Genomic DNA, 22,813 nt, shown 5'->3' with positions numbered 1-22,813 from the left:
ATGGTCCTCATTGCCAGCGCACCAGGGCCTTTTCGGCCTGGGTCAAGATGAGATCGAAGATCACCGCGAGAAGCGCTGTCAGGATGCCGCCGACCAGGATCTTCTCGGCATATTCCTGATCGATGCCGATCAGGATGATGGTGCCGAGCCCGCCGCCATCAATGAAGGCGGCAACGGTTGCGATGCCGATGACGGTGACGAGCGCAATTCGCGCACCCGAGACGATCAGCGGCAAGGCGAGCGGCAGTTCGATGCGGAAAAGCCGCTGCCATGGGCCGTAACCCATGCCGTCGGCGGCATCGAGCACATCTGCGGGAACGCCGCGGATACCGGTGACGATATTGCGCAACAGGATCAGCAGGCAATAGGACGAAAGACCGATCAGCGCCGGCTCCATGCCGAGACCGACAAAGGGGATCAACAGCGCAAAGAGCGCCAGGCTCGGAATCACGAAAATGACGTTCGTCACGGTCAGCGCGAAGGCATAGAGCCGCGGACGGCGCGCACAGATGATCCCGAGCACGAGCGCGATGACAAGGCCGATCAGCACAGAGGAAACCGACAGCACGAGATGCTGCCAGACCGCGAGCGCAATTTCCGGAATATGCTTGGGAGCCCAGTTCAAGACGATAAATTCCTGTCGGCACGATCATGACAATGCGGCGAAGCCTCAAGCTTCGCCGCATTTCGCGCTCAGGAAAAGCGAAACTTGTCGCTTCCTGAGATCAGATGCCCTGCGCCTTCAGGAATTCCGCGGCGACATCGGCCGGCTCTTCCTTGTCGCGGTCGACCTTGGCGTTCAGGCCACGCATGTTCTCGTTGTTGAGCAGCGGGCTGATCTTGTTCAGCACCTCGGCGATCTTCGGGTTCTTCGCAAGCGTGTCCTGGCGCACGACGGGCACGAGATAGTAGGGAGGGAAGAGATGCTTGTCGTCGTCGAGCACGACGAGCTTGTTATCCGAGATCTGCCAATCCGTAGCAAAACCATATGAAACGTCGAGATCCTTGCTGGTCAACGCGCTATAGCGGATGCCGAGCTTGGCGAAGATCTTGAACTCCTTGAACTGGATGCCATAGACCTGCTTCAGACCGGGCAGACCGTCCTTGCGTTCGCCGAAACCGCCTTCGGCACCGAAGGTGAGGTCCTTGGAAGCGGGGCCGAGATCGGAAAGTGTCTTCAGCTTGTATTTCTCGGCGGTCTCGGGAAGCGTGATGATCGCATAGCCGTTATTGATCTCAGTCGGCTGCAGCAGCGTCAGCTTCAGGTTCTTCTCGTAGTAATCCTTGACGTCGGAATAGATCTTGTCGGCCGAGCCGGAAAGATCACCCTTGACGACGGCGGCAAGCGCCGTGCCGGTATATTCGGGATAGAGATCGATATCGCCGTTCGTCAATGCGGTATGGGCAACGAGGGTCGCACCGAGATTGAGATGGCGCTCGACTTCGACACCGGCCTTCTCAAGCGCCTGGGCATAGATTTCGGCGACGATGAATTGTTCGGTGAAGTTTTTGCTGCCTATCTTCACTGCATCGGCCTGGGCGGGACTGACGGCAAGCACAGTCAACACGGCCCCGACGAATACGCCGGCTAAAGACTTCAAAAGCATCGTATTCCCCTAATTTGCGGTCTGAATTCGTTTCAGTTGCTTCTAGCGGTTTCGATCGCGATGAGGGCGGGATTGCATACTAATTTTGTCGATTTCTTGGAAAAATCTCGCTTCCCGGACGGTTGGGCCGTCCGATCACGAAGCTACAGTTTATCAGCAAGCCCGAACTCCTTTGAGCGCCGGCAGTTTGCGGCAAGACGCAAGGGTCGGTCAAGGTCAGGCAATACCGCCAAGGCAGACATATTTAAGCTCGGTATATTCGTCCAATCCGTGCCGCGACCCTTCGCGGCCAAGACCTGACATCTTCACACCGCCGAACGGAGCCTCAGCCGTCGAGACGAGACCGGTATTGACGCCGACCATCCCATATTCGAGCGCTTCGGCCACACGAAATACCCGCGACAGATCGCGAGCGTAAAAATACGAAGCAAGCCCGAACTCGGTGTCGTTTGCCTGTTCGATGACGTCCTCTTCGTCGCGGAAGCGAAACAGCGGTGCAAGCGGCCCGAAGGTTTCCTCGCGCGCGACCTGCATGCCGGCAGCGACATCGCGCAGGATTGTCGGCTCGAAGAAGTGGCCGCCGAGCGCGTGACGTTTGCCGCCTATGACGATCCCGGCACCTTTTGAAACGGCGTCGCTGATATGGCTTTCGACTTTGGCGACGGCATTGTCGTCGATCAGCGGGCCAAGCACGACGTCACGGTCGAGACCGTTGCCGACCTTCAGGCCCGAAACCGCCGCGGCGAGTTTGGCGGCAAACGCCTCATAGACGCCGTCCTGAACATAAAGCCGATTGGCGCAGACGCAGGTCTGACCGTTGTTGCGGAACTTGGCGATGAGCGCGCCTTCGACGGCAGCGTCGAGATCGGCGTCGTCGAACACGATGAAGGGTGCATTGCCGCCAAGCTCGAGGCCGAGCTTTTTGATCGTCGGCGCGCATTGCCGGTAAAGCAGTTCGCCCGTCCGGGTGGAGCCCGTGAATGTCAAAACCCGAACGTCACGGCTTGCCGTCAGCACTCCGCCAATTGCCGCTGCGTCACCCGTGACGATGTTGAGAAGCCCCGGCGGCAGGCCGGCACGCTCACCGAGAACGGCGATGGCAATGGCAGAGAATGGCGTCTGCAGCGCCGGCTTGAGAACCACGGCACAGCCGGCGGCAAGCGCAGGGCCAATCTTGCGGGTGATCATCGCATTCGGAAAGTTCCAGGGCGTGATTGCCGCCACTACGCCTGCGGGCTGGCGCAGGACGAGGATCCGCTTGTCCGGCTGATGTCCCGGTACGACCTCGCCGTTGATGCGCCTCGCCTCTTCGGCGAACCATTCGATGAAGCTCGCACCATAGGTGATCTCCCCTTTGGCCTCGGCCAGCGGTTTTCCCTGCTCCAGCGTCAGGATCATCGCCAGATCGTCGCGGTTTTCGATCATCAGCCGATGCCAAGCCTTCAGAACGGCGGCGCGCTCTCCGGCAGTCTTCTTCGCCCAAAGCTTCTGGGCGATGACCGCGGCGCGGATGGCATCTTCCGTTTCCGCCGCACCGAGATCGGGGACCACCCCCAGCGGCTCGCCTGTGGCTGGATTGCGGACCGTCGCCGCCTTGCGGCCTTCCGCTTCGATCCAGCGATCAGCGATGGGGCACGCCTGACGGAACAGCGAGGGATCATTGAGCTTCATATGACAACTTTCAACAGAATACGTGAGCGGCACCGGGATCGAAATTCAGATGGACTATATCGCCACGGCTGAGCCCGACGATAGCCTCATGACCAAACGGCAGACGAACCGCCAGCGCCTCACCCGTCGCCGTCTCGGTCGAGACGTGAATATTATTGCCGAGGAAGGTAATGTCGCTGACCGTTGCGGCAAGACCCGCTCCCGCCGCCTGGTTTCGCGACAACCGAATGCGCTCAGGCCTCAGCATCAGGGCTGCCCTTGTCCCGGAGCTTCCTTTTCCATGCACCGGAATGTCATTGAAGACGCTTCCGCCGCCAAGCGAAATGGTGGCCTGCCCATCGGAGGATGACAGCAGGTCGCATGAAATGAAGTCGCTGTCGCCGATGAATTCAGCCACGAAGCGGGTCCGCGGATTGGCATAGAGTTCCGGCCCCGTGCCGATCTGGTCGATGACCCCCTTGGAAAAGACGGCGATCCGGTCGGAGAGCCGCAGCGCCTCCTCCTGGTCGTGCGTGACATAGAGGATCGTCACTTCGGTCTGCTGGTGGATCCGGCGTATCTCATGCTGGATTTCCTCGCGCAGCTTCTTGTCGAGCGCCGACAGCGGCTCGTCCATCAGAAGCACCGGCGGATCATAGGCAAGGGCCCTGGCAAGGGCGACACGCTGCTGCTGGCCGCCGGACATTTGCGCAGGCTTGCGATCCTCGAAGCCTTCGAGCCTGACGAGACGCAGCATCTCCTTGACCTTGCTGTCGACCTCGGCCTTGGACTTCCGCCTCACCTTCAGCGGGAAGGCGATGTTTTCGCCCACCGTCAGATGCGGAAACAGGGTGTAGCGCTGGAACACCATGCCGATGTTGCGCTTGTGCGAAGGCGTGTCGAGCAAGGTCTTGCCCTCCAGCGTGATGTCGCCTTTCGTTGGAGTTTCAAAACCGGCCAGGATGTAGAGCGTGGTGCTTTTGCCGGATCCGGACGGTCCGAGAAAGGTCAGGAACTCCCCGCGCCGGACGTCGAGATTGACGTCGTGGACGGCGACGACCGGGCCGTATTCCTTGCGTATTCCGCGGATCTGAAGGAACGGTTCTTTCATTGTTTCAGTACCTTACGCACGACGGCAACCAGCGCCATCAAGAGGATCGTCAAAAGGATGAGAAGGGTCGACGCCGCAGCGACAACGGGCGTCAGGTCCTGCCGCAGCGTTGCCCATACTTTGACGGGCAGCGTCTGCAGGGTCGGGCTGGACATGAAGATTGCCACCACCACCTCGTCCCAGGAAGTCAGGAACGAGAAGACGGCCGCCGAAAACAGCCCATGGCTGATCGCCGGCAGGGTGACCCTGATCTTTGCTTCCAGAGGCGAGGCGCCGCACAGAACCGCCGCGTCCTCGATCGACTTGTCGAAGCCCTCCAGCGCACTTGAGATCGAGAGGATCGAGAAGGGCAGCGCGAGAACGAGGTGCGAAATGACGAAGCCTACCAACGTGCCGCCAAGGCCGATCCTCAGAAAGAAGGCATAAAGGGCGACCGCAAGAACCACGACGGGCAGGATCATCGGCGTCAGGAACAGTGCTTTCAGCGCATCGCGGAACAGGAACGAACCGCGCACCAGCCCGAAGGAGGTCACGAGCCCGAGCAGCACCGACAGAACAGTCACGATGACCGCGATCTTGAAGCTCGTCCAGGCCGATTCCAGCCAGCGCGGATCGGCAAAGAGCTCGCTGTACCATTGAAGCGTCCAGCCGGGCGGCGGAAAGATCAGCCACTGCGAGGAGCCGAAGGAGAGCGCCGCGATAAAGACGATCGGCATCAGCAGGAAGGCCGCAGTCAGAAGCGTTATCGCCAGCAGGATGTATTTCCACCAGCCGAGACGGTCGAAATTGAGCAACATGTCAACGCCCTCCCGGATTCTGGTTGCCGACGAAGCGCAGCTGCACGGCATAAAGCAACAGGGTCACCACGAGGAGAACCAGCGCCGCAGCACCTCCCATGCCCCAGTTGACCAGCGACTGCACGAATTGCGCGATCAGCTCTGCGAGCATCATGTTGGCGGTGCCGCCGAGAAGCGACGGCGTGACGAAATAACCAAGCGACATGACGAAGACCATGAGTGCACCAGCCGCCATGCCGGGCATTGCCAAGGGCAGCAGAACACGGGTCAGGCACTGCCACCGGTTGGCGCCGCAAAGTGCCGCCGCCTGCAGGGTAGACGGGTCGATCTTCCTGATCACGCCGTAGAGCGGCAGGATGATGAAGGGCAGCATGATATAGGTCATGCCGATGGTCACCCCGGTCAGGTTGTTGACGAGTGCCAGGGGCTTGTCGATCAGCCCCATTCCGATCAGCATCTTGTTGATGAGCCCCGTGCGCTGCAAAAGAACCATCCAGGCATAGGTGCGGGCAAGCAGGTTGGTCCACATCGATAGGAGCAGGATCGCAAAGATCACCGAGGTTAGGCGCCCGGGCATGATTGCCAGCGCCCAGGCAACGGGAAATCCGATCAGCAGCGAAATCACCGTGACGAGACCTGAGACGATGAAGGTGTTGGCGAAGATCTTCAGATAGGTCGCGGACCCGATCAGCTGCGCATAGTTTCCAAAACCCGGCACGGGTTCCAGCACGCTGCGCAACAGGAGCACTGCCACCGGCGCGATGAAAAAGATCGTCACGAAGGCGAGAGCCGGAAGCACCCCGCCGAAACCTGTTGCCCTGCGCACCTTTGGAAGGGGCGCAATTGCAGCGGAGGCATCGCTATATGTCGACATGACAGTCCTTCCCACCCGTCAATTTCCGCAGGCGCCGAGGTCCGACAAGCGGGCACCGACACTGCGGGGGCACGGCGAACATTCGCCGTACCCGTTCATCTCAAGTTTCAGGCTATTTCGCCTGCCAGGCGTACCACTTCTCGCCGATGGCATCGCGATTATCAGCCCAGTAGTTCATATCGGCATTCACCTGGCTGGCCGTCTGCTGATCCGGCAGGGTCTTGGCCGTCTCCGGATCCATCAGCTTGGCCGAGTCAACGTTGATTGGTGCATATCCGGTGGCTTTTGCAAGGGCGGCCTGCGGTTCGGCAGAAGTCGCCATTGCAATGAACTTCATCGCGGCTTCCACGTTCGGCGAACCCTTCGGCACGACGAGCGAATCCGCAGCGGTGATGTTCTGTTCCCATGAGGTCTCGGTCTTGATACCGCTCGCCGCAAGCGCGGTCATGCGGCCATTCCAGACACTGCCGAAGGGAGCCTCGGCGGATGCCAGAAGCTGCTGCGACTGTGCGCCGCCCGACCACCAGACGATATCCGATTTGATCGTATCGAGCTTCTTGAAGGCGCGGTCGAGATCAAGTGGATAGAGCTTGTCGGCGGCCACACCGTCGGCAAGCAGCGCCGCTTCGATCACGCCGGGAGCCGACCACTTGTAGAATGTGCGCTTTCCCGGAAACTTTGCCGTGTCGAACAGATCCGCCCATGTCTTCGGGCAGGCGGTGACGGCATCGGCATTGCAGCCGATGACGAAGGAATAATAGAAGCTGCCGACCGAGTAATCAGTCACGAAGCGCGGATCGAGCTTGGATTTGTCGATGACCGAGAAATCGAGTTTCTCGAGCTGGCCATTCTTGCCGGCCTGGGCGGCATAGTCGCCTTCGACGTCGACGACGTCCCAGGTGACCTGGCCAGCCTCGACCATCGCCTTGAGCTTGCCGTAATCCGTCGGCCCGTCCTGCACGACGGTGATACCGGTCTTCTCCGTGAACGGGCTGGCCCATGCGGCCTTCTGCGCGTCCTGGGTCGTTCCTCCCCAGCTCGAGAAGACCATGTTGTCGGCGTGCGCCGGTACGGACACAGCCACGAATGCGGCAACCGCCGCGACAGCAAATGTTGTTTTCATGTTCCCTTATCCTTGTTCTGGTTTGTCCTACGGGTATGCCTTATGCCGTCAGTGCGCCTCGCTCCTGGGAGAAAAGTTGGCTGGCTTCATAATCTTGTTTTCCGCCACTTCGATCAGATCGCGGATCTTGGGCAGGAAGCCCTGCCACCGGGGATCGGCCAGAAGCCTCTGGCGCCTCGCCTCCCGGTCGTCCAGGCTCGCAAAGGCCCAGATGTGAACGATCTCGTTGATCGTTCCGATTTCCGAAAAGAAGTAACCGACGAGCGTGCCGAGATGGCTCTTCTGGATTTCGATCCCCTCTTCCTCGACGACCTTGAGATATTGCGGGATGGTGCCGTTCTTCAGCCGATAGGTGCGGATTTCGTAAAACATCGGCGCTACCTCATCACGAAGGGATCGGGGATCGGATCGTCCGATGTCCTGAGCCAGATCGTCTTGGTGCGGGTATAGTCGAGTGCTGCGGCCATGCCGCCTTCCCTGCCATGGCCCGACAGGCCGAAACCGCCGAACGGCGCGATCGGTGATACCACGCGGTAGGTGTTGACCCAGACGATCCCGGCTCGCAGCCCCTTCATCAGCCGGTGCGCCCGGGTCAGGTTCTGGGTGAAGACGCCGGAAGCCAGGCCATAACGGGTATCGTTGGCGAGCCGCAGCGCCTCGGTCTCCGTCTCGAATGACACGACGGACAAGACCGGCCCGAAGAATTCCTCGATGAGCGAGGGCGAGGCGACATCGTCGCAGTCGAGAATCGTCGGTGGGAAATAGTAGCCGTCGCCGTCGATCTTCCGCCCTCCCGTGACGAGCCGGGCGCCGCTTTCAATCGACTTGGCGACGAGGGCGCCGATATTGTCCTGCTGGCGCTTGGTGGCAAGCGGGCCGACTTCGGTCGCCATATCGAGCGGAGCACCGATCCGGATTGCCTCCGCCTTCTTACGCAGCAGGGCGACGAATTTGTCCTTGACGCTGCGTTCGACGATGAGGCGCGATCCGGCAACGCAGCTCTGCCCTGTCGCGGCGAAGATCCCCGCGACCTGGGCATTGGCAGCGCTCTCGAGATCTGCATCGGCAAAGACGATGAATGGCGACTTGCCGCCAAGTTCAAGCGAGGTGGAGGCGAGGTTTTCGGCCGAGTTGCGAACGACGTGCCGGGCGGTTTCAGGGCCGCCGGTAAAGGCGACATGCGCAACCTTCGGGTGCCGTCCGAGGGCGACGCCACACGACGCGCCGAAACCGGTGATGATGTTGACTACGCCGGCGGGAAAGCCTGCCTCGTGCACGAGCCGTGCAAATTCGAGAAGCGGCGCCGGCCCGTCTTCCGAGGCCTTGACCACCATCGTGCAGCCGGCCGCCAGCGCCGGTCCGATCTTCACCGCAGACAGGAAGAGCTGGCTGTTCCACGGCACGACCATCGCAACGACGCCGATCGGCTCGCGGCGAAGCCAGACATCCATGTCCGGCTTGTCGATCGGCAGGTAGGCGCCTTCGATCTTGTCGGCGATGCCGGCATAGTAGCGATAGTATTCGGCGACATAAGCGATCTGAGCCGATGTTTCGCGGATGATCTTTCCGGTGTCGCGCGTCTCCAGTTCTGCGAGGATCTGCGAGTTAGCGGCAACCAGATCGGCCAGCTTGTAAAGCAGCTTGCCGCGTTGGGTGGCCGTCAGTTTCGGCCATGGGCCGTCGTAAAGCGCCCTGTCGGCCGCGTTGACAGCCCGGTCGACATCGGCCTCGCGCGCTTCGGGCATATCAGCCCAGACCGCGCCGGAGGCCGGATCAATGCTCGGATAGCTGGCCTCGCCATCTGAAAATTCGCCGTCGATATAGTGCTGGAAACGCCGCATGGTGTTACTCCTGAAATGCCGGCATGACCTCGGTGATGAAGCGTTCGAGCGACGCCTTCTTGCGCTCGAAGCTCATGCCGGTGTCGATCCAGAAGGAATATTCGTCATAACCGAGTGCTTCATACGCCTTGAGCCGGTCGATGACGGTCTCAGCATCGCCAACGACGTTGTTGGTGCGCATGACCTGGTCCGACAGCATGGCGTTTGCTCTGATCTGGTCGTCCGGGATCCGTTCGATCAGACCCTGGGTAACCGGCTTCTCATTCTTGAACCAGGCGAAGAAATAATTGTAGTAGACGCTGAGTTCATGGGCGGCCTGAGCGACATCGTCCGCCGACGAGCCGACATAGGTATGGCGCAGCAACATGATCTTGGGCCGCTCGATCTCGGGATGCTTGGCGCAGGCGTCGTTGAAGCGCTCCATCAACGACTGAACCTCGTCATCGCCTTGCCAGAGGGGCGTCACCTGAACGTTGCAGCCGTTGGCGACGGCAAATTCGTGCGAGTTCGGATCGCGCGCTGCCACCCAGATGGGCGGGTTCGGCTGCTGCAGCGGTTTCGGCGCCGACGTGGTCGACGGAAACTTGAAGAATTCCCCGTCATGGGCGTAGTCGCCGGCCCATATGCCCTTGACCGCCGGGATGAGCTCACGCATGCGCTGACCGGCACCCCAGGCATCGAGACCGGGCAACAGACGCTCGTATTCGAAAGAATAGGCCCCGCGCGCGATACCGATATCCAGCCTTCCGTCGCAGATGATATCGGCCATGGCCGCCTCACCGGCAAGCTTGATCGGATGCCAGAAGGGGGCAATCACCGTCCCCGTTCCAAGCCGTGCCCGCGATGTGCGGCGTGCCAGATCGGCAATGGTCACGAACGGGTTGGGCGCAATGGTGAAATCCATGCCATGGTGCTCACCGGTCCAGATCGCGTGCATGCCGCCTTTGTCGGCGATCTCGCAAAGCGCGACGAATTCCTCGTAGAGGCTCTTATGGCTTTGATTGGCGTCGAGCCGCTCCATATGGACGAAGAGGGAGAACTTCATTCTTTTGCGTCCTTGGCTGGAATTGGGTGAACAGTGCCGCCGGTCTCGTCGCCGAAATAGACGCCGAAATTGCCGATCGAGCTTTCCATCGCAAAACGGTTGACGATATCGGCAGTCGAACTGGTCTTGAACTTTGCCGCAACCAATGCGTCAGGGTTCAGGAACCTGCCGCCGGCAGGCTCGCCCTCTCCGGCAACGGCGTGATAGACGATGTGCTGCTTGCCGTCGCTCTTGCCCTCATAAACCGAATAGAGAAAGCCGATGCTGACCTTCAACCCGGTGAGCGTTTCCAGGTATTTTTGCAGCGTCTCGGTCGGACTGCCGTCATGGGCATCGACACCTGGCAGGGAGAGCACATCTTCGCCGAGCAGCAGAACCTCGCCGCGGCGTTCGACAACGGCTGCAAGTTCCATATTGCCTTCGCTTGCCGCCGACACCGCCTTGCTTGCGAGCGTCGGCGTGAAATAACCGCCACGCGCATAGCCGAGACCGTTGCGGCCGCTATTGTCGAAAGCTTCGATGCGCCCCATCAAGATGACGTGGTCGCCAGCCTCGATGACCTCTTCCATGGCGCATTCGAACCAGGCCGCAACGCTTGAGAATATCGGGCAGCCTGCTGATCCTTTCGCCCATTCGACCGCCGCAAACCTGTCCTCGACCGGGCGAGCAAAGGTGTTCGACACGTCTTTCTGCGTTTCCGAAAGCACGTTGATCGCAAAGTGCTGTGCTCCGGTCATGGTGGCGAAATTGCGCGACGACTTGGCAAGGCAGACGAGCAGCAAAGGCGGATTAAGCGAGACTGAGGTGAAGGAGTTCGCTGTGAAGCCGATCGGATTTCCATCCCCGTCACAGGCGGTGACGACAGTCACCCCGGTCGGAAAGGCCCCGAATGCATCTCGCAGTGCTCTTGGGTCGACAGTCTGGATTGTCATCGTTCATCCTCCCCGAACGACAGCCACTCAGCGAGCAGCGAATTGACGATATCAGGCGCGGTCAGGTTCACCATATGACGATGGCCTTCGACGATGCGAGCGTAGCCCTGCGGCGCAAGCTCTGCCATTTGCGTCGCCATCAAGGGCGTCGAGTTCGGATCATCGGACCCCGTCAGAAACAGGGCCGGACCAGCCACGTCTTTCCAGCCGTCAGCATAGGTCTCGTCTCCTCCCGCAAAGGCGGAGTAAGCGACGGCATAGCCCTGGGGATCAACGAGGTTCAGCCATTTTCGCGTCAATTCACGCGCAGTGACGCTGTCTGCATCATCGCCGAACCAGCGGGCCAGAGGGCCTTCCTTGTCGACGCCCGATACCGGAATGGCCGCGGCGCGCGCAAGCACGGCGGCCTTTGCTTCAGGATCACGCCTGTAGACGCCGTTGAGGTAGGCGACGCGGCTGATCCGCTCGCCAAGGGTCACGGCCGCCCCTCCTGAAACCAGTGCGCCCATCGAGTGTCCGGCAACATTTGCCGTGTCGATTGCCATCTCGTCGAGAAAGCGTCCGAACCAGTCGACGAACTCCTCGAGCCGACTGCCCGCCGGCAACTTTGCGCTCTCGCCATGTCCCGGCATATCGACGGCGATGACGCGATGGCCCGCAGACAGGAATGCGATCTGCGGAGCCCAGGCCTCCAGCCGCATGCCGACGCCATGAATGAGAACCAACGGCTCACCGCTGCCGGCCTCGTGATAGGCCGTTCCACTTGCCGTCTTTTTTCGGGGCAAGGCACCGGCGGCGTTTGTTGCTGCAGCGGTGCGTGTGGTCGATCCGGCCGTCAGCATCTCAGAGCGCTCCTTCAAACGCCCGCAGGATTGGCAACGTCCTGCCCCAGGTCTTTCAGATCCTGGTAGCGGTCGCCGATGCGGTGATGCGGGCGCCCGCCTATCGAAGCACCGAGAGCAACGACGATCTCGTCGGCAGCAGGCGCGTCGGGGATCGACGTCTGGATGGTCAGGTAGTGCGAACGGCGGCCTTCATCGTTCTTGTCCATCAGCGGGATCATGATCGGCGCATTGGCGGGACCACGTGTGTTGCAGAAGGCGAGATAGGACTTGGCGCCGACGGCCTGGCGATAGAAATTGCCGAAACGCAGCGTGTGGATAAGCGCGGACCCGTGTTCGATTTCGCCGTCCAGGCCGACGACAGCGGACTTTCCATATCCTTCGACAGCTTCGCCGGACCCGACCGCATCGATGATCATCTTGGTCAGCAACTCGCCGAGCACCGGAGCGCCTGCGTGAATTTCGGGCCTGAGGTCGTCGACGAAGCCGCGACCGGCCCAGGGATTCTTCACGACCGCGAAGGCGGTAAACAGCTTCAGCGGAACCGCCGCGGCCTTGCCGCCTTCGATCAGCGTCGTTTCGATCTGCAGTCCCGTCTTGCGAATTTGAATGGCCATCGAGCACCTCATTTCTCAATTTCGTATTATGGTATACCATAATATATGAGTGTCAAGTTGGTTCCCTCGAGGAGCAGTTTAGGCCAAGGCGAGTTTTTCGATTTGCCGCGCGTGCGCCCTTCGACCCACCGGGCAGCGCTTTCTTCCCGTCAGCGCGTTGTCAGCTGACAAACGACATGGCGGCGCCCGTGGAGGCAGGCCGAGTGCAGAAGTCACGGTCATCCCAGTCCATGCTACCGCCTTACATATTACTTAATATGGCATACCATCACATTGGACAAAGTTGGGTGTCAAGCGCGGAGTATGGGTTCCGCTAAATTGTGCGGAACATCATCGCGAATGGAGTGATATCGACAGCTGAGATGAGCGCTTTGCCAGGCCTGCGGGGAAGCGGCACGGGCCGCTCGTGCCTAGTCGGCAAGCTTCTTCCCCGACAGCACCGCTTCGGCAATCGCGCTCGCGGCGGCGACGTGATCCATCGCCGCCCGGTAAGCCCCCTCGCCGTCGCCGCGGCGGATGGCGTCGACGATCTTCGACATCTGCAGCGGGCCTTCGATGCCGCGCCTCTCCGTCTTGATCGTCATCGAGCGCAGGTGGTTGATGCGCACGGTGAGAAGATTGACGACACCCCAGGCAACGTTCCTGTCAACCATCGTGAACAGCGTATGATAGAAGGAAGAGGTGTTCGTCAGCACAGCCGCCATATCGTTATCGCGGTAACTGTTGCGGATCCCGGCCAGAGATTCCTCCAGCGCAGCGACGATCTCGGGGCTGCGGCGCTCCGCGCACAGCCGCGCCGCCATGCCTTCCAGCGCGCCACGGATCTCATAGATCTGCTTGGCTTCCCCGATGTCGAGCTGCGCGACGATCGGCCCCTTGTTCGGCAGATTGGCGACAAGCCCTTCCGATTCCAGATGCCTCAGAACCTCGCGCACGACTGTTCGGCTGACGCCGAGCTGGGCGCAGAGGTCACGCTCGACAAGGCGATCTCCGGGACGGAAATATCCGTTGACGATGGCTTCGCGGACCTTGTCGAGCGCCAATTCCCGCAAGGTCTTTGCAGGACGCTCGACTCTAATTGCGTCCTTTAGAGCGCCGCTCATTCTGTACCTCAGTGTTGGACTTTGCACGCTCAACTTCCGCCGCGGCAGCCGAATGCAAGAATCGTATTATGGCGTACCAGATACTGTAGCTGTCGGCGCCCGGCAATTCAACAAGCGCTGTGCCGACCTATAGCGCCGCTCGCCTTTTCAGACGCGCAAAGGACGTTGCAGCACCTTTGATCTGCTGCCGACACGTCGGGAGCTAGCCTCTTGAAACGATCTCTTCGACCACGGCCTTGGCCTGCACCCGGATATCCGGAACGGCGGTAATCTCCCAGAATTGCCCCGCCGTCAGGGCACCGACCGCAAATAGTCGGGCCGGCGATATCCGGGACGGGGCTATCACCTCGGAAGCGGCATCCACCTGGATCCCGAGGCCAAGAGGATCGGGGGCAATCAACTCGAAGCGGCTCATTTCCTTCAAAAGCGGTGAATGACTGATCCCGGCCCGCTCCATTCCCGTGCAATTGACGAGCCAGTTCGCCCGGATCTCGGCGATCTCGCGCGCCGCTCTGACCCTGTAGCCGGCAACAAGCCGGCCCTCCTCGGCCCCGAGCGATTTCATGAAGCCTGCGTGGAAACGAACAGTTCCGTCTAAGACCAGCTTCTCAAACCTGTCGAACACGTCAGGCGCGACCCGGTGACGGTGGATGTTCCACCAGGGAAGCGCATGCCTGAGGAATCGTGCACGTTCCTCGCCCGAAAGCCGTTGCCAGAGAGCTTGCGTTGCAGGCCTCAGACCGTCCATCACGGCTCGCCAGTCGGCAACCGTCCTGCTCTTTCCCCGCAGGGTCTTCAATATGCCGCTGATCGTATCCGGAAGCTTCTCGACGTCGATCGGCAGAGGCACTGGCGGCTTCCAAGCGTGCCCGAGGGGTGCGAGCCCGCGCCGCGAAAGCACATCGATCCTGCCGCGGTGGCCATGGGCGCGAAGCGCCAGCACCTGATCGATCATCGTCAGGCCGGATCCGAGGATACACACCGCATCGGATGGTGCGACGCGCCTCAGCCACGAAAGCCGCCACGGGTTCTCGATGATCCGAGATCGCAGCGATGGCGGAATTCCGTCCGGAGCGACCGGAAGGGTCGCGTTCCCGACGCCGAGGCAGAGCACCACGGTCTTCCCGGCAATCTCGTCACCGTTGCCGAGATGGAAGGCCAGCGTGCTGCTGTAACGTTCCACGCATCCCGCTGCCTTAGCCTTGATGAAATCGACCCGGCAACGGCCGTCCCGCTTTCGAAGCAACCGTGCAAGCGTATCGCGGACATAAAGACCATAATCGCTGCGCGAGGCGAAATCGCCGGCCTGCAACGGACGGCCATGGCTTTTAAGCCAGTCGACAAAGTCGTCGGGTTGATGCGGCAAAAGGCTCATGCGGCCGGCCGGAACATTGAGGCGATGGAGATAGAGCTCCGTCCGGTAAGCCGTCCCGCGGCCGAAACCAGGATCGTCGCCGACGACGGCGACCTTCGCCGAAGCGGGAAGCTGCTCGATGAGATTGCAGGTAACCGCTATCGCTGAAAAACCGGAACCGACCACGATAACATCATATGCCAAATACATTCTCCCTGAAGCTCAGAGCGTCATCGAGATATTTCGTCATTCAAGGCCAATGTCGCTCGCCGGTCCCTGTTGATCGCACAAGCGGCAGAATCACGAAACAATTATCTCTATTGTCTATAAATATAGTTTGTTATTTCTCCCGCTAGCCCCTCCCCAACCATTACGCTTTTGAGGGTGAGATCAAGGGCCGTCCGGCCCTGAACAAAGGGGCTCAAGATGAATTTCAGGAATTTGGTTGCCGCGATCGCCGTCGGCGTCGGCACTTTTGCAACGGCTGTTGTCGCCGAAGCGGCGGACAAGAAGGTCGTTGTCGCCTATCAGACCGACGCCTTGCCGTCTTCCGTGGCGATCGCCAATGGCGAATTCGCCAAGGAGACGGGATACGACATCGACTTCCGCAGGTTCAATTCGGGCGCCGAAATCTTTGCGGCCATTGCCTCCGGTGACGTCCAGATCGGCTATGTCGGCTCCAGCCCGTTTGCGGCTGCGGTATCACGCGGGCTCGAGGTCAAGGCCTTTTACCTCGCCTCCATCTCGGGCATCGACGAGGCTCTGGTCGTCCGCAACGGTTCCGGCATCGAAAGCCTGAATGATCTGAAGGGCAAGAAGCTTGCTGCTGCACCGGTATCCACGGACCACTATCAGCTGCTGGCGCTGATCAAATCGCTGGGCCTGACCGAAAAAGACGTTCAGGTCTTCGCAATCCCTCAGCCTGAGATCGTCGCCAGCTATAACCGCGGAGATATCGATGGCGGCTTCGTCTGGGATCCGGCGCTCACCGAACTGAAGAAGAACGGGAAGGTTCTCGTCACCTCCAAGGACGTGGCAGACAAGGGTGCGCCGACATTCTCGGCCTGGGTCGCGACCTCGAAATTTGCCGCCGACAACCCGGACTTTCTGAAGGGCTTCGCTTCGGTCATCAACAAATACTACGCCTCCTTCGCATCGGACAAATCCGCCTGGGGTCCCGACAGCGACAACGCCAAATCACTTGCCAAGCTTCTCGGCGGAACAGCTGAGCAGCAGGCATCGGCCCTGAAGAACCTCACGCTTCTGACACCTGAGGTCCAGGCATCGGACGCCTGGCTCGGCGGCGGCGAAAAGGCAGGTGCCGGCAAGATTCTCAAGGACACGGCATCGTTCCTGAAGGAACAGGGCAAGGTTTCCGATGTACAGGCGAATTACGGCGCCTTCGTCACCGCAGATGCCCTCACCGGCGTCAGCAACTGATCCTCCCCAGCGCCGGCGCGGCTTACCGCGCCGGCATCGAACTTGCGAGCGGCAACATGCTTAAAGTCGATCACGCCAGCGTTTTCTTCGCAGCCCGCGACGGGCGGACCGTTCACGCGCTCGATCGCGTTTCCTTCGATATTCCCGAACGGGGTTTCGTCGTCGCACTCGGGGCGTCAGGATGCGGCAAATCAACCCTTCTCAACGCGATTGCCGGCTTCCTTCCGCTTTCGGATGGCCGGATCACGCTCGATGGCCGCGCGGTCGAACAACCCGGCGCAGATCGCGGCGTCGTTTTTCAGAAAGACTCGCTGCTGCCTTGGAAATCGGTGATCGACAATGTCGCGCTCGGTTTGAAATTCGCCGGGGTCAAGCGCAGGGAGCGCCAAGCGCGCGCCCTGGAGCTGCTCCGGCTCGTCGGTCTCGACGAATTCGCCGGCGCTTTTCCCTACGAGCTGTCGGGCGGCATGCGCCAGCGTGTCGGCATCGCACGGGCTCTGGCAACAAATCCCGACATCCTGCTGATGGACGAGCCGTTCGGCGCACTCGACAGCCTGACGCGCGAGCAGATGCAGGAACTGCTGGTTTCCATCTGGGATAAGACGGCAAAGAAGGTCTTCTTCATCACGCACTCGATCGAAGAGGCCTTGTTCCTGGGCACGCAGGTCCTGGTCATGTCACCTCGACCGGGGCGCGTCGTGGCACGCTTCGATCTGGATTTCGTTCGCCGCTTCGCCGAAACCGGCGACGCCCGATCAATCAAGGCGTCACCGCAATTTGCCGAGCTGCGCGAGGAGATCCGCGCCATTCTCCACAGCACCGAAGACCTCAGGAGCGCCGCATGAGCGATATAGTGCAGGCACCGCCGATTGCGGCGGGTAGAGAGGACCATCAGGTCAAGCTGGTGAAAATGGCGGGCTTTGGAGCCGGCGAGAAATCGACTGTGGCCATCAGCATTGCGACAGCGCTGGCCATACTGCTGCTGTGGTGGATCGTCTCTGCGCTCGGTGTCGTTCCACACCTGTTTCTGCCGCGTCCTGACGAGGTGCTGACACAGATCGGCGCCATCTATCGCGACGGTTACGCAGGTGCGTCGCTGTCCGAGCATGTTTTTGCAAGCCTGTTCCGCATCGTCGTCGCCGCCCTGATCGCCGTCTCCGCCGGCATCCCACTCGGATTGCTCATGGGCCTGAACCGATGGGCAAAAGGGGTGCTCGACGCGCCGATCGAATTCTACTGGCCGCTTCCGCCGCTCTCCTACCTGCCGCTGATGATCATCTGGCTCGGCATTGGCGAGACGTCGAAGATCACGCTGCTGGTGCTTGCGATGTTCGCACCGATCTGCCTCTCGGCCCAGGCCGGCGTCCGTGCGCTGCCGATCGAGCGCGTCAATGCCGCGCGTTCGCTGGGCGCTAGCCGGCTGCAGCTCTTCCTGGACATCGTGCTGCCGTCGGCCCTGCCGGAGATTCTCACCGGCATTCGAATTGCGCTCGGTGTCGGCTGGGGTACGCTGGTTGCAGCTGAATTGATCGCCTCCACGCGCGGGATTGGTTTCATGATCATGTCGGCTTCACAGTTCCTGGCGACCGACGTCGTCTTCGTCGGTATCGGCATCATCGCGATCTGCGCGTTCACCTTCTCGGCCGCAATCCGGTTTCTGGAGGCGTACCTCGTGCCCTGGAAGGGCAAGCTCTGACCGGAGGGCGGCAGGGAGCGATATTCAATGGTTTCCCGCCGCCGCATTCAGCCCGTGTATGGCGACGAGCTCGGCTGCGACCAGCTTCTGAAGCCGCCATAAATTGCGGTCCCGGATGCCACGTTCTTCCAGATGTTTCACCGTCAGATACAGATACTCGGCACAGGAGCCCATGTGCCCGCAGGCTCTCGCAAGTACCTGCGCCACCGTCTCCAGCGGCAATTTGCGGGAAACACGCTCGCCTTTCGGACCAGCCCAAAAGACCAGCGCACGCACCAGCCCATGCGCGGTTGCGACCGGGATCCAGCGCACCGTCGCTGCGTCTTCGATCGTGCCGACCTCACGGCGGATCAACCGCCGAATCTGGCCAAGGCGGTCATCATCGGCAAGCCTGAAGACGACGCCGTTGCATCGTCCACCGCGATCAAGTGCCATCATCAGGCCCGGCTGGGACCGCGTTCCCCGCCAGCGGGTCATCTGCAGGCAGAAGGAGCGATGCCACCCTCTTGTCGCGCCATGCTGCGATTCGACGGCATCGAAGTCCGGCTTCCATATCAATGATCCATAGGCGAAGATCCAAAGCGGCGCGCCGGTAACTCCTGGAGAAGCCGGTTGGCGAGCATCTCCACCTCCGCTTCGGTCAGTGGTTTTCGGTGTGGCTCCGGGCCGACATCGATCGCGGGGCGAAGGCTCAGCGATACGAGCTCGTCCGTCAGAGCCATTGTTGATCCGGTCAGCAAAAGTTTGCTTCCCCGGACCGTCACCAGCTTATGCTCCCGGATATCCGTCATGCGTCAGTGCACCGTAAATCTGGCCGCGTCGGCCTGGCGCCGCTGCAGGCTGCGTATCAGCATCGCGGCCTCCCTGACGATTGCCGAAAACGTCGCATCATCGGCCTCTGCAATCCTTCCCGTCATCTCGCGGATGATCGTCGTCAAATGAATGATGGAATGGCGGTGCTGCGGATCTTCTGATCCCATTTCGGTATCTGCCATGGCGAGCAGCGTCTGCACCAGCCGCTCCATGGTTTGGCGGCGCTTGGTCCTCGGGTCGGCATTCGGATCTTCGCTTAGGCGCAGCAGATCGGCGACAATGTCGGACATGGCGATTCCACTCACATAGCAAAAGCCGGCGGCATGGAAACGACATGCCTTCGACCGCGCGTTTGCGTCTTCAAGCCCTCCAGCAATCGGTAGCCGTTGCGCCAGCGGCCAAAGCCGCTGGCGACATTGATGTGCCCGGCAAGGCCGATATTCCTGGTCTCGGCGTTCCACAAACGACCGAACAGGGTCAACCGATCGACCGTCATGTAGGCATCGTTCATGCTGCCGACGACGATGCTCGGAAAAGGCAAAGGCGCCGTCGGCATGGCGCCAAACGAGATATGCCCGGGATGCAGGTTTTCCGTGGCCGGCAGATCGCATGGAGCAACGAGCAATGCTCCCTTGACGCGCCGCGCTGCACTTCGCCCGGCCAAGCGGGCGGCAAGCAGGCATCCGAGACTATGGGCAACCAGATAGGCCTCGCCGGCCTCTTCAAGCGCGCCTTCCAATCGCAGCAGCCAGTTGTCAAGGTTCGGATGGTCCCAGTCGTCCTGAGCGACTAGACGACTGCCCGGCTGATCCTGCAGCCAATGCTGTTGCCAATGCCCTTCTCCCGAGCCGAAAAGCCCGGGAAGAATAAGTACGTCGATCATCTGACGGCTTCCTCTTTGAAGCTGCGCGTCGGCCTTTTTCCCGATTGGGGCAAACATCGGACATCACTCATCAGATCCACCCGATCACCAGGGCGAACAGGAATGTGAAGGAGCTGACGATCGTGCAGATTCCGGCCGCATGCCTGAAATGCGACATGACGCTGCCTTCCGCTCTTCTCGCACCGCCCCGACGCAGGTCGGTCTCAACGACAATCGCCATCGCGCCGTTCTCCTCAATACCAAAGGCCGGGCATGGTGCCCCAATAATGGAGTTCGTATTCGCGCGCGGACCGGTCGCGCTCGTCGTCCCGCGCGAACAATCCGTTTACCGGCTCCCGTGCAGCGGGCGGCTTCAGGCCGAGGAACCGGCCGATCGAGAGCTTCAGCCAGAACTGAAAATCAAGCTTCATGCGAACCTCCTGTCAGGAACCGGTATTCTTCGGTTAGAGCATTTCCGTTTTTCTTCGAATTGCGGAAGTGCTCATCTCTTTGTTTTCATGCAATTCCGGACGCAAAACCGCTGTACACTTTTGTTGGAATTGCTCTACGAAATCAGCGAGTGACGTTGCGCATTGGCGAGAAGAACGTGAAGCGATGCCGTCGGTCCGAAAAGCATCAACAGGCGGTTCTCCTCGCGTTTGGCGAGACGATATCGTCGGGCGAATTCGAAGACGCTCCACAATTGCTCGCTTGGCCCCGGCCGTTCCGCATCGGTGATCGTTGCTTCCTGAGATCGAGCCATCGCGGCACTCCTACTCGGCTGCCGCCAACGCGGGGTTTGCGCGGGGAAAGAAGGCCGCCAACTCGCCGATCACGTCGTTGATCCGGGCCAACAGCGGGTCGGATGAGACCGCATAGTCTGTGAAATCGCGATCGGACGCATAAACGGCGGTCGGCAAGGTGTGGGCCATGAAAAACCCGAACAGCGGCCGAAGCTGATGCTCGACCATCAACGCATGCCGGTCACCGCCGCCGGTCGCCGTGATGATAATCGGCTTGCCCCGAAGTTCGTGGGGGTCGATCAGGTCGATCAGGTGCTTGAAATGGCCGGGATATGAGCCCTTGTAGGTTGGCGAGCCGATGATCAGGGCATCGGCCTGCACGATCTCGTCGACGACATGCCTGGCCTGCGCGTCGAGATCCTTGCGCCACAAGGCGCTGCCGAGCGACGGACCAACATCATTGAGATCATAGGTCTTGCTGGTAAATCCGTAGCGAATGCTCGCACGTTCGGCGACATGCCGAACGAGTGCCAATGTCTTCGATGGACGGTTGAAGCTGCCAGCAATGCCGACGAGTTTGAAAGCTGACATGGTTTTTCCTCTCTTTGTGTTGCCTCAACTATTGTCTACAAAATTGATAGATTAAAGAAACATGCGTCTCTCCTTCTTCGCCTGGTTGAAAAAAACGTTCGCCGCCGCTCGGGCACGCATAAGCTGTATGGCGATCGTCACAAGCGATCGACGATCTGGCGGCCGCTTCGGCATCTGCGATCGCGCGTGCGGGAAGAAAGGCAGGGAGGCGACTTGTTCGGCTGCTTCTGGAGACGCTGATGCGGGCGGCATCGTGATGTCTCGAGCCCGGCGAGAGCTCTTGCAAACTGCCCGCCATAAATGGCTTTGCCGCAAGGTCGAATATAATTGGTATAAGATTTCCGGTTCAGCGGAATGATTGGATGACAAGCCCTGCCTTTTCCCTGCGGAAAATATACGCTTCTTATAGATTTTAGCAGGAGCTTTTCATGCCAGTGCAGACTGCTGATGTCATCGATTTCCAGGCATACCGGCAATCGCGCAGCAAAGATGCGCCCGATGCCTTTAAGGGGGCCGCACCCGTATCCTTTACGATGCAGCCGGTTCTGATGTGGGTGCCCTATTGGGGTTTTGTCCCGGTCATGGCAATGGGCATTGCGGGATATGGCGTCTGATCAAGCGCTTCTTCCCGACGGCGAAGCCAGAGACACCGCCGAGGAGATCACGGTTCAGACAGGACAGAATCTGCGGCGCATTCGCACCCGCCGCGGCTACTCCCTGGACCGGCTGGCAAAGATCGCCGGTGTCAGCCGTGCCATGCTCGGGCAAATCGAAACGGGTAAAAGCAGCCCGACGTTAAGCATTCTCTCGAAGATCGCACTTGCTCTTGGTATTCCGTGCGCCGCACTGATCGCCGAACGCGGCGAAACCTCGATCATTGCCGTACCGCGAGCAAGATCGAAGATCCTCGCCTCTTCCGAAGGGCGCTTCCGGACACGGGCTCTTTTCCCCTTCGAAGGCGAAAGGAAGGTGGAATTCTACGAGCTCAGGATCGCTCCGCACCATACAGAAAGTGCCGATGCCCATCAGCATGGAACAGTCGAAAATCTGGTCGTTACCCAAGGAACCGTCGAAATCATTGCCGGCAAGCAGGCACCGCATATCCTGGGTGAAGGCGACGCCATCATCTTCGATGCAGACGTGCCCCATATCTACCGAAACATGACGGGAACGGAAGCAATCCTCTACCTGGTTACGACCTATCTCGAAGACGTTCGCGTCTAACGCAAAAAAGAGCCCCCGTCTTCCGGAGGCTCCTGGTCGTTTCCTTGAGAGGCGGATGGCTCAGGCGGCCATCGTGCAGCACATCATCATGCCGCCGCAATTCATCATCATGGGCATGCCGCTGGACATCATGCGCTTGCAGCATTCCATGAACATGTCCTTGTCCATGCCTTCCATCGGCTTCATTTCGCAGACCATGCCCTCGGCGGTCATGGTGCATTTCATGGAGCCCATCATCATCATCATCGGCATGGAGGCCATCATCGGCATCATCGCGCCGTTCATCATGGGCATGCCGCCCATCATCGGCATCATTCCACCCATCATCGGGTTCATCATGGCAGGCATCATGTTGTTCATTATCGGCATCATGTTCATGGCGGGGTTCATTATGTCTCTCCGATCAATACAGCGGCGTTTCGCGTTTCAATGAACCGGGAGATAAAAGAACTAATTGCAGCAAACAATGTAAAAAAATCTTCCCATATCTTTTCCTCCAATAGAATGGAACGGTTTCGATGGGATTGTGCAATCTTGCCAAGATAACG

The 22,813-nt window shown here is 60.1% G+C and carries 27 protein-coding genes and 1 pseudogene; 6 read left to right on the top strand and 22 right to left on the bottom strand.

Translation table 11 applies throughout. The features are described 5' to 3' along the window. Positions 1-7: 7 nt before the first annotated feature. The 15 genes from AC25BC_RS34870 to AC25BC_RS34800 form a co-directional block, all read right to left on the bottom strand. Complete coding sequence (locus AC25BC_RS34870; RefSeq protein WP_003555652.1) at positions 8-625, bottom strand: ABC transporter permease; 618 nt, start codon at positions 623-625, stop codon at positions 8-10. A gap of 100 nt (positions 626-725) precedes the next feature. Continuing rightward, positions 726-1,607 carry a glycine betaine ABC transporter substrate-binding protein gene (locus tag AC25BC_RS34865; RefSeq protein ID WP_128438987.1) on the bottom strand — a complete coding sequence of 294 codons (882 nt, stop codon included), beginning with the start codon at positions 1,605-1,607 and terminating at the stop codon, positions 726-728. Between the two features lie 216 nt (positions 1,608-1,823). Further along, positions 1,824-3,278, bottom strand: coding sequence for an NAD-dependent succinate-semialdehyde dehydrogenase (locus tag AC25BC_RS34860; RefSeq protein ID WP_128407482.1), 1,455 nt, complete (start codon positions 3,276-3,278; stop codon positions 1,824-1,826). Positions 3,279-3,288: 10 nt separating this feature from the next. Then, positions 3,289-4,368, bottom strand: a complete 1,080-nt coding sequence (locus AC25BC_RS34855) for an ABC transporter ATP-binding protein (RefSeq protein ID WP_128438988.1) — start codon at positions 4,366-4,368, stop codon at positions 3,289-3,291. After that, on the bottom strand, positions 4,365-5,165 hold the full coding sequence (locus tag AC25BC_RS34850; protein ID WP_003555656.1) for an ABC transporter permease: 801 nt from the start codon (positions 5,163-5,165) through the stop codon (positions 4,365-4,367). Before AC25BC_RS34850 ends, AC25BC_RS34855 begins: the two co-directional genes overlap by 4 nt. Position 5,166: 1 nt before the next feature. Then, a complete protein-coding gene (locus tag AC25BC_RS34845; RefSeq protein ID WP_017997692.1) occupies positions 5,167-6,039 on the bottom strand; it encodes an ABC transporter permease in 873 nt (290 codons plus the stop codon). 112 nt (positions 6,040-6,151) lie between these two features. Then, positions 6,152-7,162 carry an ABC transporter substrate-binding protein gene (locus tag AC25BC_RS34840; protein WP_003555659.1) on the bottom strand — a complete coding sequence of 337 codons (1,011 nt, stop codon included), beginning with the start codon at positions 7,160-7,162 and terminating at the stop codon, positions 6,152-6,154. A gap of 48 nt (positions 7,163-7,210) precedes the next feature. Continuing rightward, positions 7,211-7,534: an NIPSNAP family protein gene (locus AC25BC_RS34835; RefSeq protein WP_128438989.1), complete on the bottom strand. Its 324-nt coding sequence runs from the start codon at positions 7,532-7,534 to the stop codon at positions 7,211-7,213. A 5-nt stretch (positions 7,535-7,539) separates the two neighbouring features. Continuing rightward, a complete protein-coding gene (locus AC25BC_RS34830) occupies positions 7,540-9,003 on the bottom strand; it encodes an aldehyde dehydrogenase (protein WP_128438990.1) in 1,464 nt (487 codons plus the stop codon). 4 nt (positions 9,004-9,007) lie between these two features. Continuing rightward, positions 9,008-10,048, bottom strand: coding sequence for an LLM class flavin-dependent oxidoreductase (locus tag AC25BC_RS34825; RefSeq protein WP_012760774.1), 1,041 nt, complete (start codon positions 10,046-10,048; stop codon positions 9,008-9,010). After that, positions 10,045-10,980 carry a flavin reductase family protein gene (locus AC25BC_RS34820; RefSeq protein ID WP_128438991.1) on the bottom strand — a complete coding sequence of 312 codons (936 nt, stop codon included), beginning with the start codon at positions 10,978-10,980 and terminating at the stop codon, positions 10,045-10,047. Before AC25BC_RS34820 ends, AC25BC_RS34825 begins: the two co-directional genes overlap by 4 nt. Further along, a complete protein-coding gene (locus AC25BC_RS34815) occupies positions 10,977-11,822 on the bottom strand; it encodes an alpha/beta fold hydrolase (protein ID WP_128438992.1) in 846 nt (281 codons plus the stop codon). The genes AC25BC_RS34820 and AC25BC_RS34815 overlap by 4 nt, the downstream gene beginning before the upstream one ends. Before the next feature lie 14 nt (positions 11,823-11,836). Then, the gene (locus tag AC25BC_RS34810) at positions 11,837-12,439 is read right to left on the bottom strand and encodes an amino acid synthesis family protein (protein ID WP_128438993.1); all 603 of its coding nucleotides are present in this window, start codon (positions 12,437-12,439) and stop codon (positions 11,837-11,839) included. Positions 12,440-12,849: 410 nt separating this feature from the next. Then, the gene (locus AC25BC_RS34805) at positions 12,850-13,542 is read right to left on the bottom strand and encodes a GntR family transcriptional regulator (protein WP_128438994.1); all 693 of its coding nucleotides are present in this window, start codon (positions 13,540-13,542) and stop codon (positions 12,850-12,852) included. 202 nt (positions 13,543-13,744) lie between these two features. Continuing rightward, positions 13,745-15,106, bottom strand: a complete 1,362-nt coding sequence (locus AC25BC_RS34800; protein ID WP_128438995.1) for an FAD/NAD(P)-binding protein — start codon at positions 15,104-15,106, stop codon at positions 13,745-13,747. A 216-nt stretch (positions 15,107-15,322) separates the two neighbouring features. Here AC25BC_RS34800 and tauA point away from each other — a divergent pair, with 216 nt between their 5' ends. From tauA to AC25BC_RS34785, 3 genes are read left to right on the top strand one after another with little or no spacing between them, the layout of a single operon-like run. Next, entirely contained in the window at positions 15,323-16,336 is a 1,014-nt protein-coding gene (gene tauA, locus AC25BC_RS34795) for a taurine ABC transporter substrate-binding protein (protein WP_003555667.1), read from the top strand. A gap of 56 nt (positions 16,337-16,392) precedes the next feature. Then, positions 16,393-17,181, top strand: coding sequence for a taurine ABC transporter ATP-binding protein (locus tag AC25BC_RS34790; RefSeq protein ID WP_003555669.1), 789 nt, complete (start codon positions 16,393-16,395; stop codon positions 17,179-17,181). Continuing rightward, positions 17,178-18,032 (top strand): ABC transporter permease subunit, encoded by an 855-nt coding sequence (locus AC25BC_RS34785; protein WP_128438996.1) that lies wholly within the window; start codon positions 17,178-17,180, stop codon positions 18,030-18,032. Before AC25BC_RS34790 ends, AC25BC_RS34785 begins: the two co-directional genes overlap by 4 nt. 24 nt (positions 18,033-18,056) lie before the next feature. Here the strand turns inward: AC25BC_RS34785 and AC25BC_RS34780 are convergent. From AC25BC_RS34780 to msuE, 7 genes and pseudogenes are all read right to left on the bottom strand, one after another. After that, positions 18,057-18,823 (bottom strand): annotated as a pseudogene (locus AC25BC_RS34780) (gamma-glutamylcyclotransferase). 3 nt (positions 18,824-18,826) lie between these two features. Next, positions 18,827-19,135 (bottom strand): hypothetical protein, encoded by a 309-nt coding sequence (locus AC25BC_RS34775; RefSeq protein WP_003555672.1) that lies wholly within the window; start codon positions 19,133-19,135, stop codon positions 18,827-18,829. Between the two features lie 11 nt (positions 19,136-19,146). Beyond that, positions 19,147-19,728 (bottom strand): RBBP9/YdeN family alpha/beta hydrolase, encoded by a 582-nt coding sequence (locus tag AC25BC_RS34770; protein ID WP_128438998.1) that lies wholly within the window; start codon positions 19,726-19,728, stop codon positions 19,147-19,149. Positions 19,729-19,798: 70 nt separating this feature from the next. After that, positions 19,799-19,948: a hypothetical protein gene (locus AC25BC_RS34765; RefSeq protein ID WP_017997703.1), complete on the bottom strand. Its 150-nt coding sequence runs from the start codon at positions 19,946-19,948 to the stop codon at positions 19,799-19,801. Positions 19,949-19,961: 13 nt separating this feature from the next. Next, positions 19,962-20,138 carry a hypothetical protein gene (locus AC25BC_RS34760; RefSeq protein WP_017997704.1) on the bottom strand — a complete coding sequence of 59 codons (177 nt, stop codon included), beginning with the start codon at positions 20,136-20,138 and terminating at the stop codon, positions 19,962-19,964. Positions 20,139-20,272: 134 nt separating this feature from the next. Beyond that, positions 20,273-20,470 (bottom strand): hypothetical protein, encoded by a 198-nt coding sequence (locus AC25BC_RS34755; protein WP_128438999.1) that lies wholly within the window; start codon positions 20,468-20,470, stop codon positions 20,273-20,275. A 10-nt stretch (positions 20,471-20,480) separates the two neighbouring features. Continuing rightward, positions 20,481-21,041, bottom strand: coding sequence for an FMN reductase (msuE, locus tag AC25BC_RS34750; RefSeq protein ID WP_128439000.1), 561 nt, complete (start codon positions 21,039-21,041; stop codon positions 20,481-20,483). Positions 21,042-21,469: 428 nt separating this feature from the next. On the opposite strand from msuE, the gene AC25BC_RS34745 reads away from it, so the two are divergent. The 3 genes from AC25BC_RS34745 to AC25BC_RS34735 are packed head-to-tail and all read left to right on the top strand — an operon-like array spanning position 21,470 to position 22,698. After that, a complete protein-coding gene (locus AC25BC_RS34745) occupies positions 21,470-21,655 on the top strand; it encodes a hypothetical protein (protein ID WP_128439002.1) in 186 nt (61 codons plus the stop codon). Further along, complete coding sequence (locus AC25BC_RS34740) at positions 21,645-22,265, top strand: helix-turn-helix domain-containing protein (RefSeq protein WP_128439003.1); 621 nt, start codon at positions 21,645-21,647, stop codon at positions 22,263-22,265. The genes AC25BC_RS34745 and AC25BC_RS34740 overlap by 11 nt, the downstream gene beginning before the upstream one ends. 55 nt (positions 22,266-22,320) lie before the next feature. Continuing rightward, positions 22,321-22,698, top strand: coding sequence for a hypothetical protein (locus tag AC25BC_RS34735; protein ID WP_128439004.1), 378 nt, complete (start codon positions 22,321-22,323; stop codon positions 22,696-22,698). Positions 22,699-22,813 lie beyond the last annotated feature (115 nt).

It is taken from the genome of Rhizobium sp. WSM409 (assembly GCF_057653825.1).
Note: the sequence above shows the minus strand (reverse complement) of the source record. Positions and strands in the feature narration are given on the sequence as shown.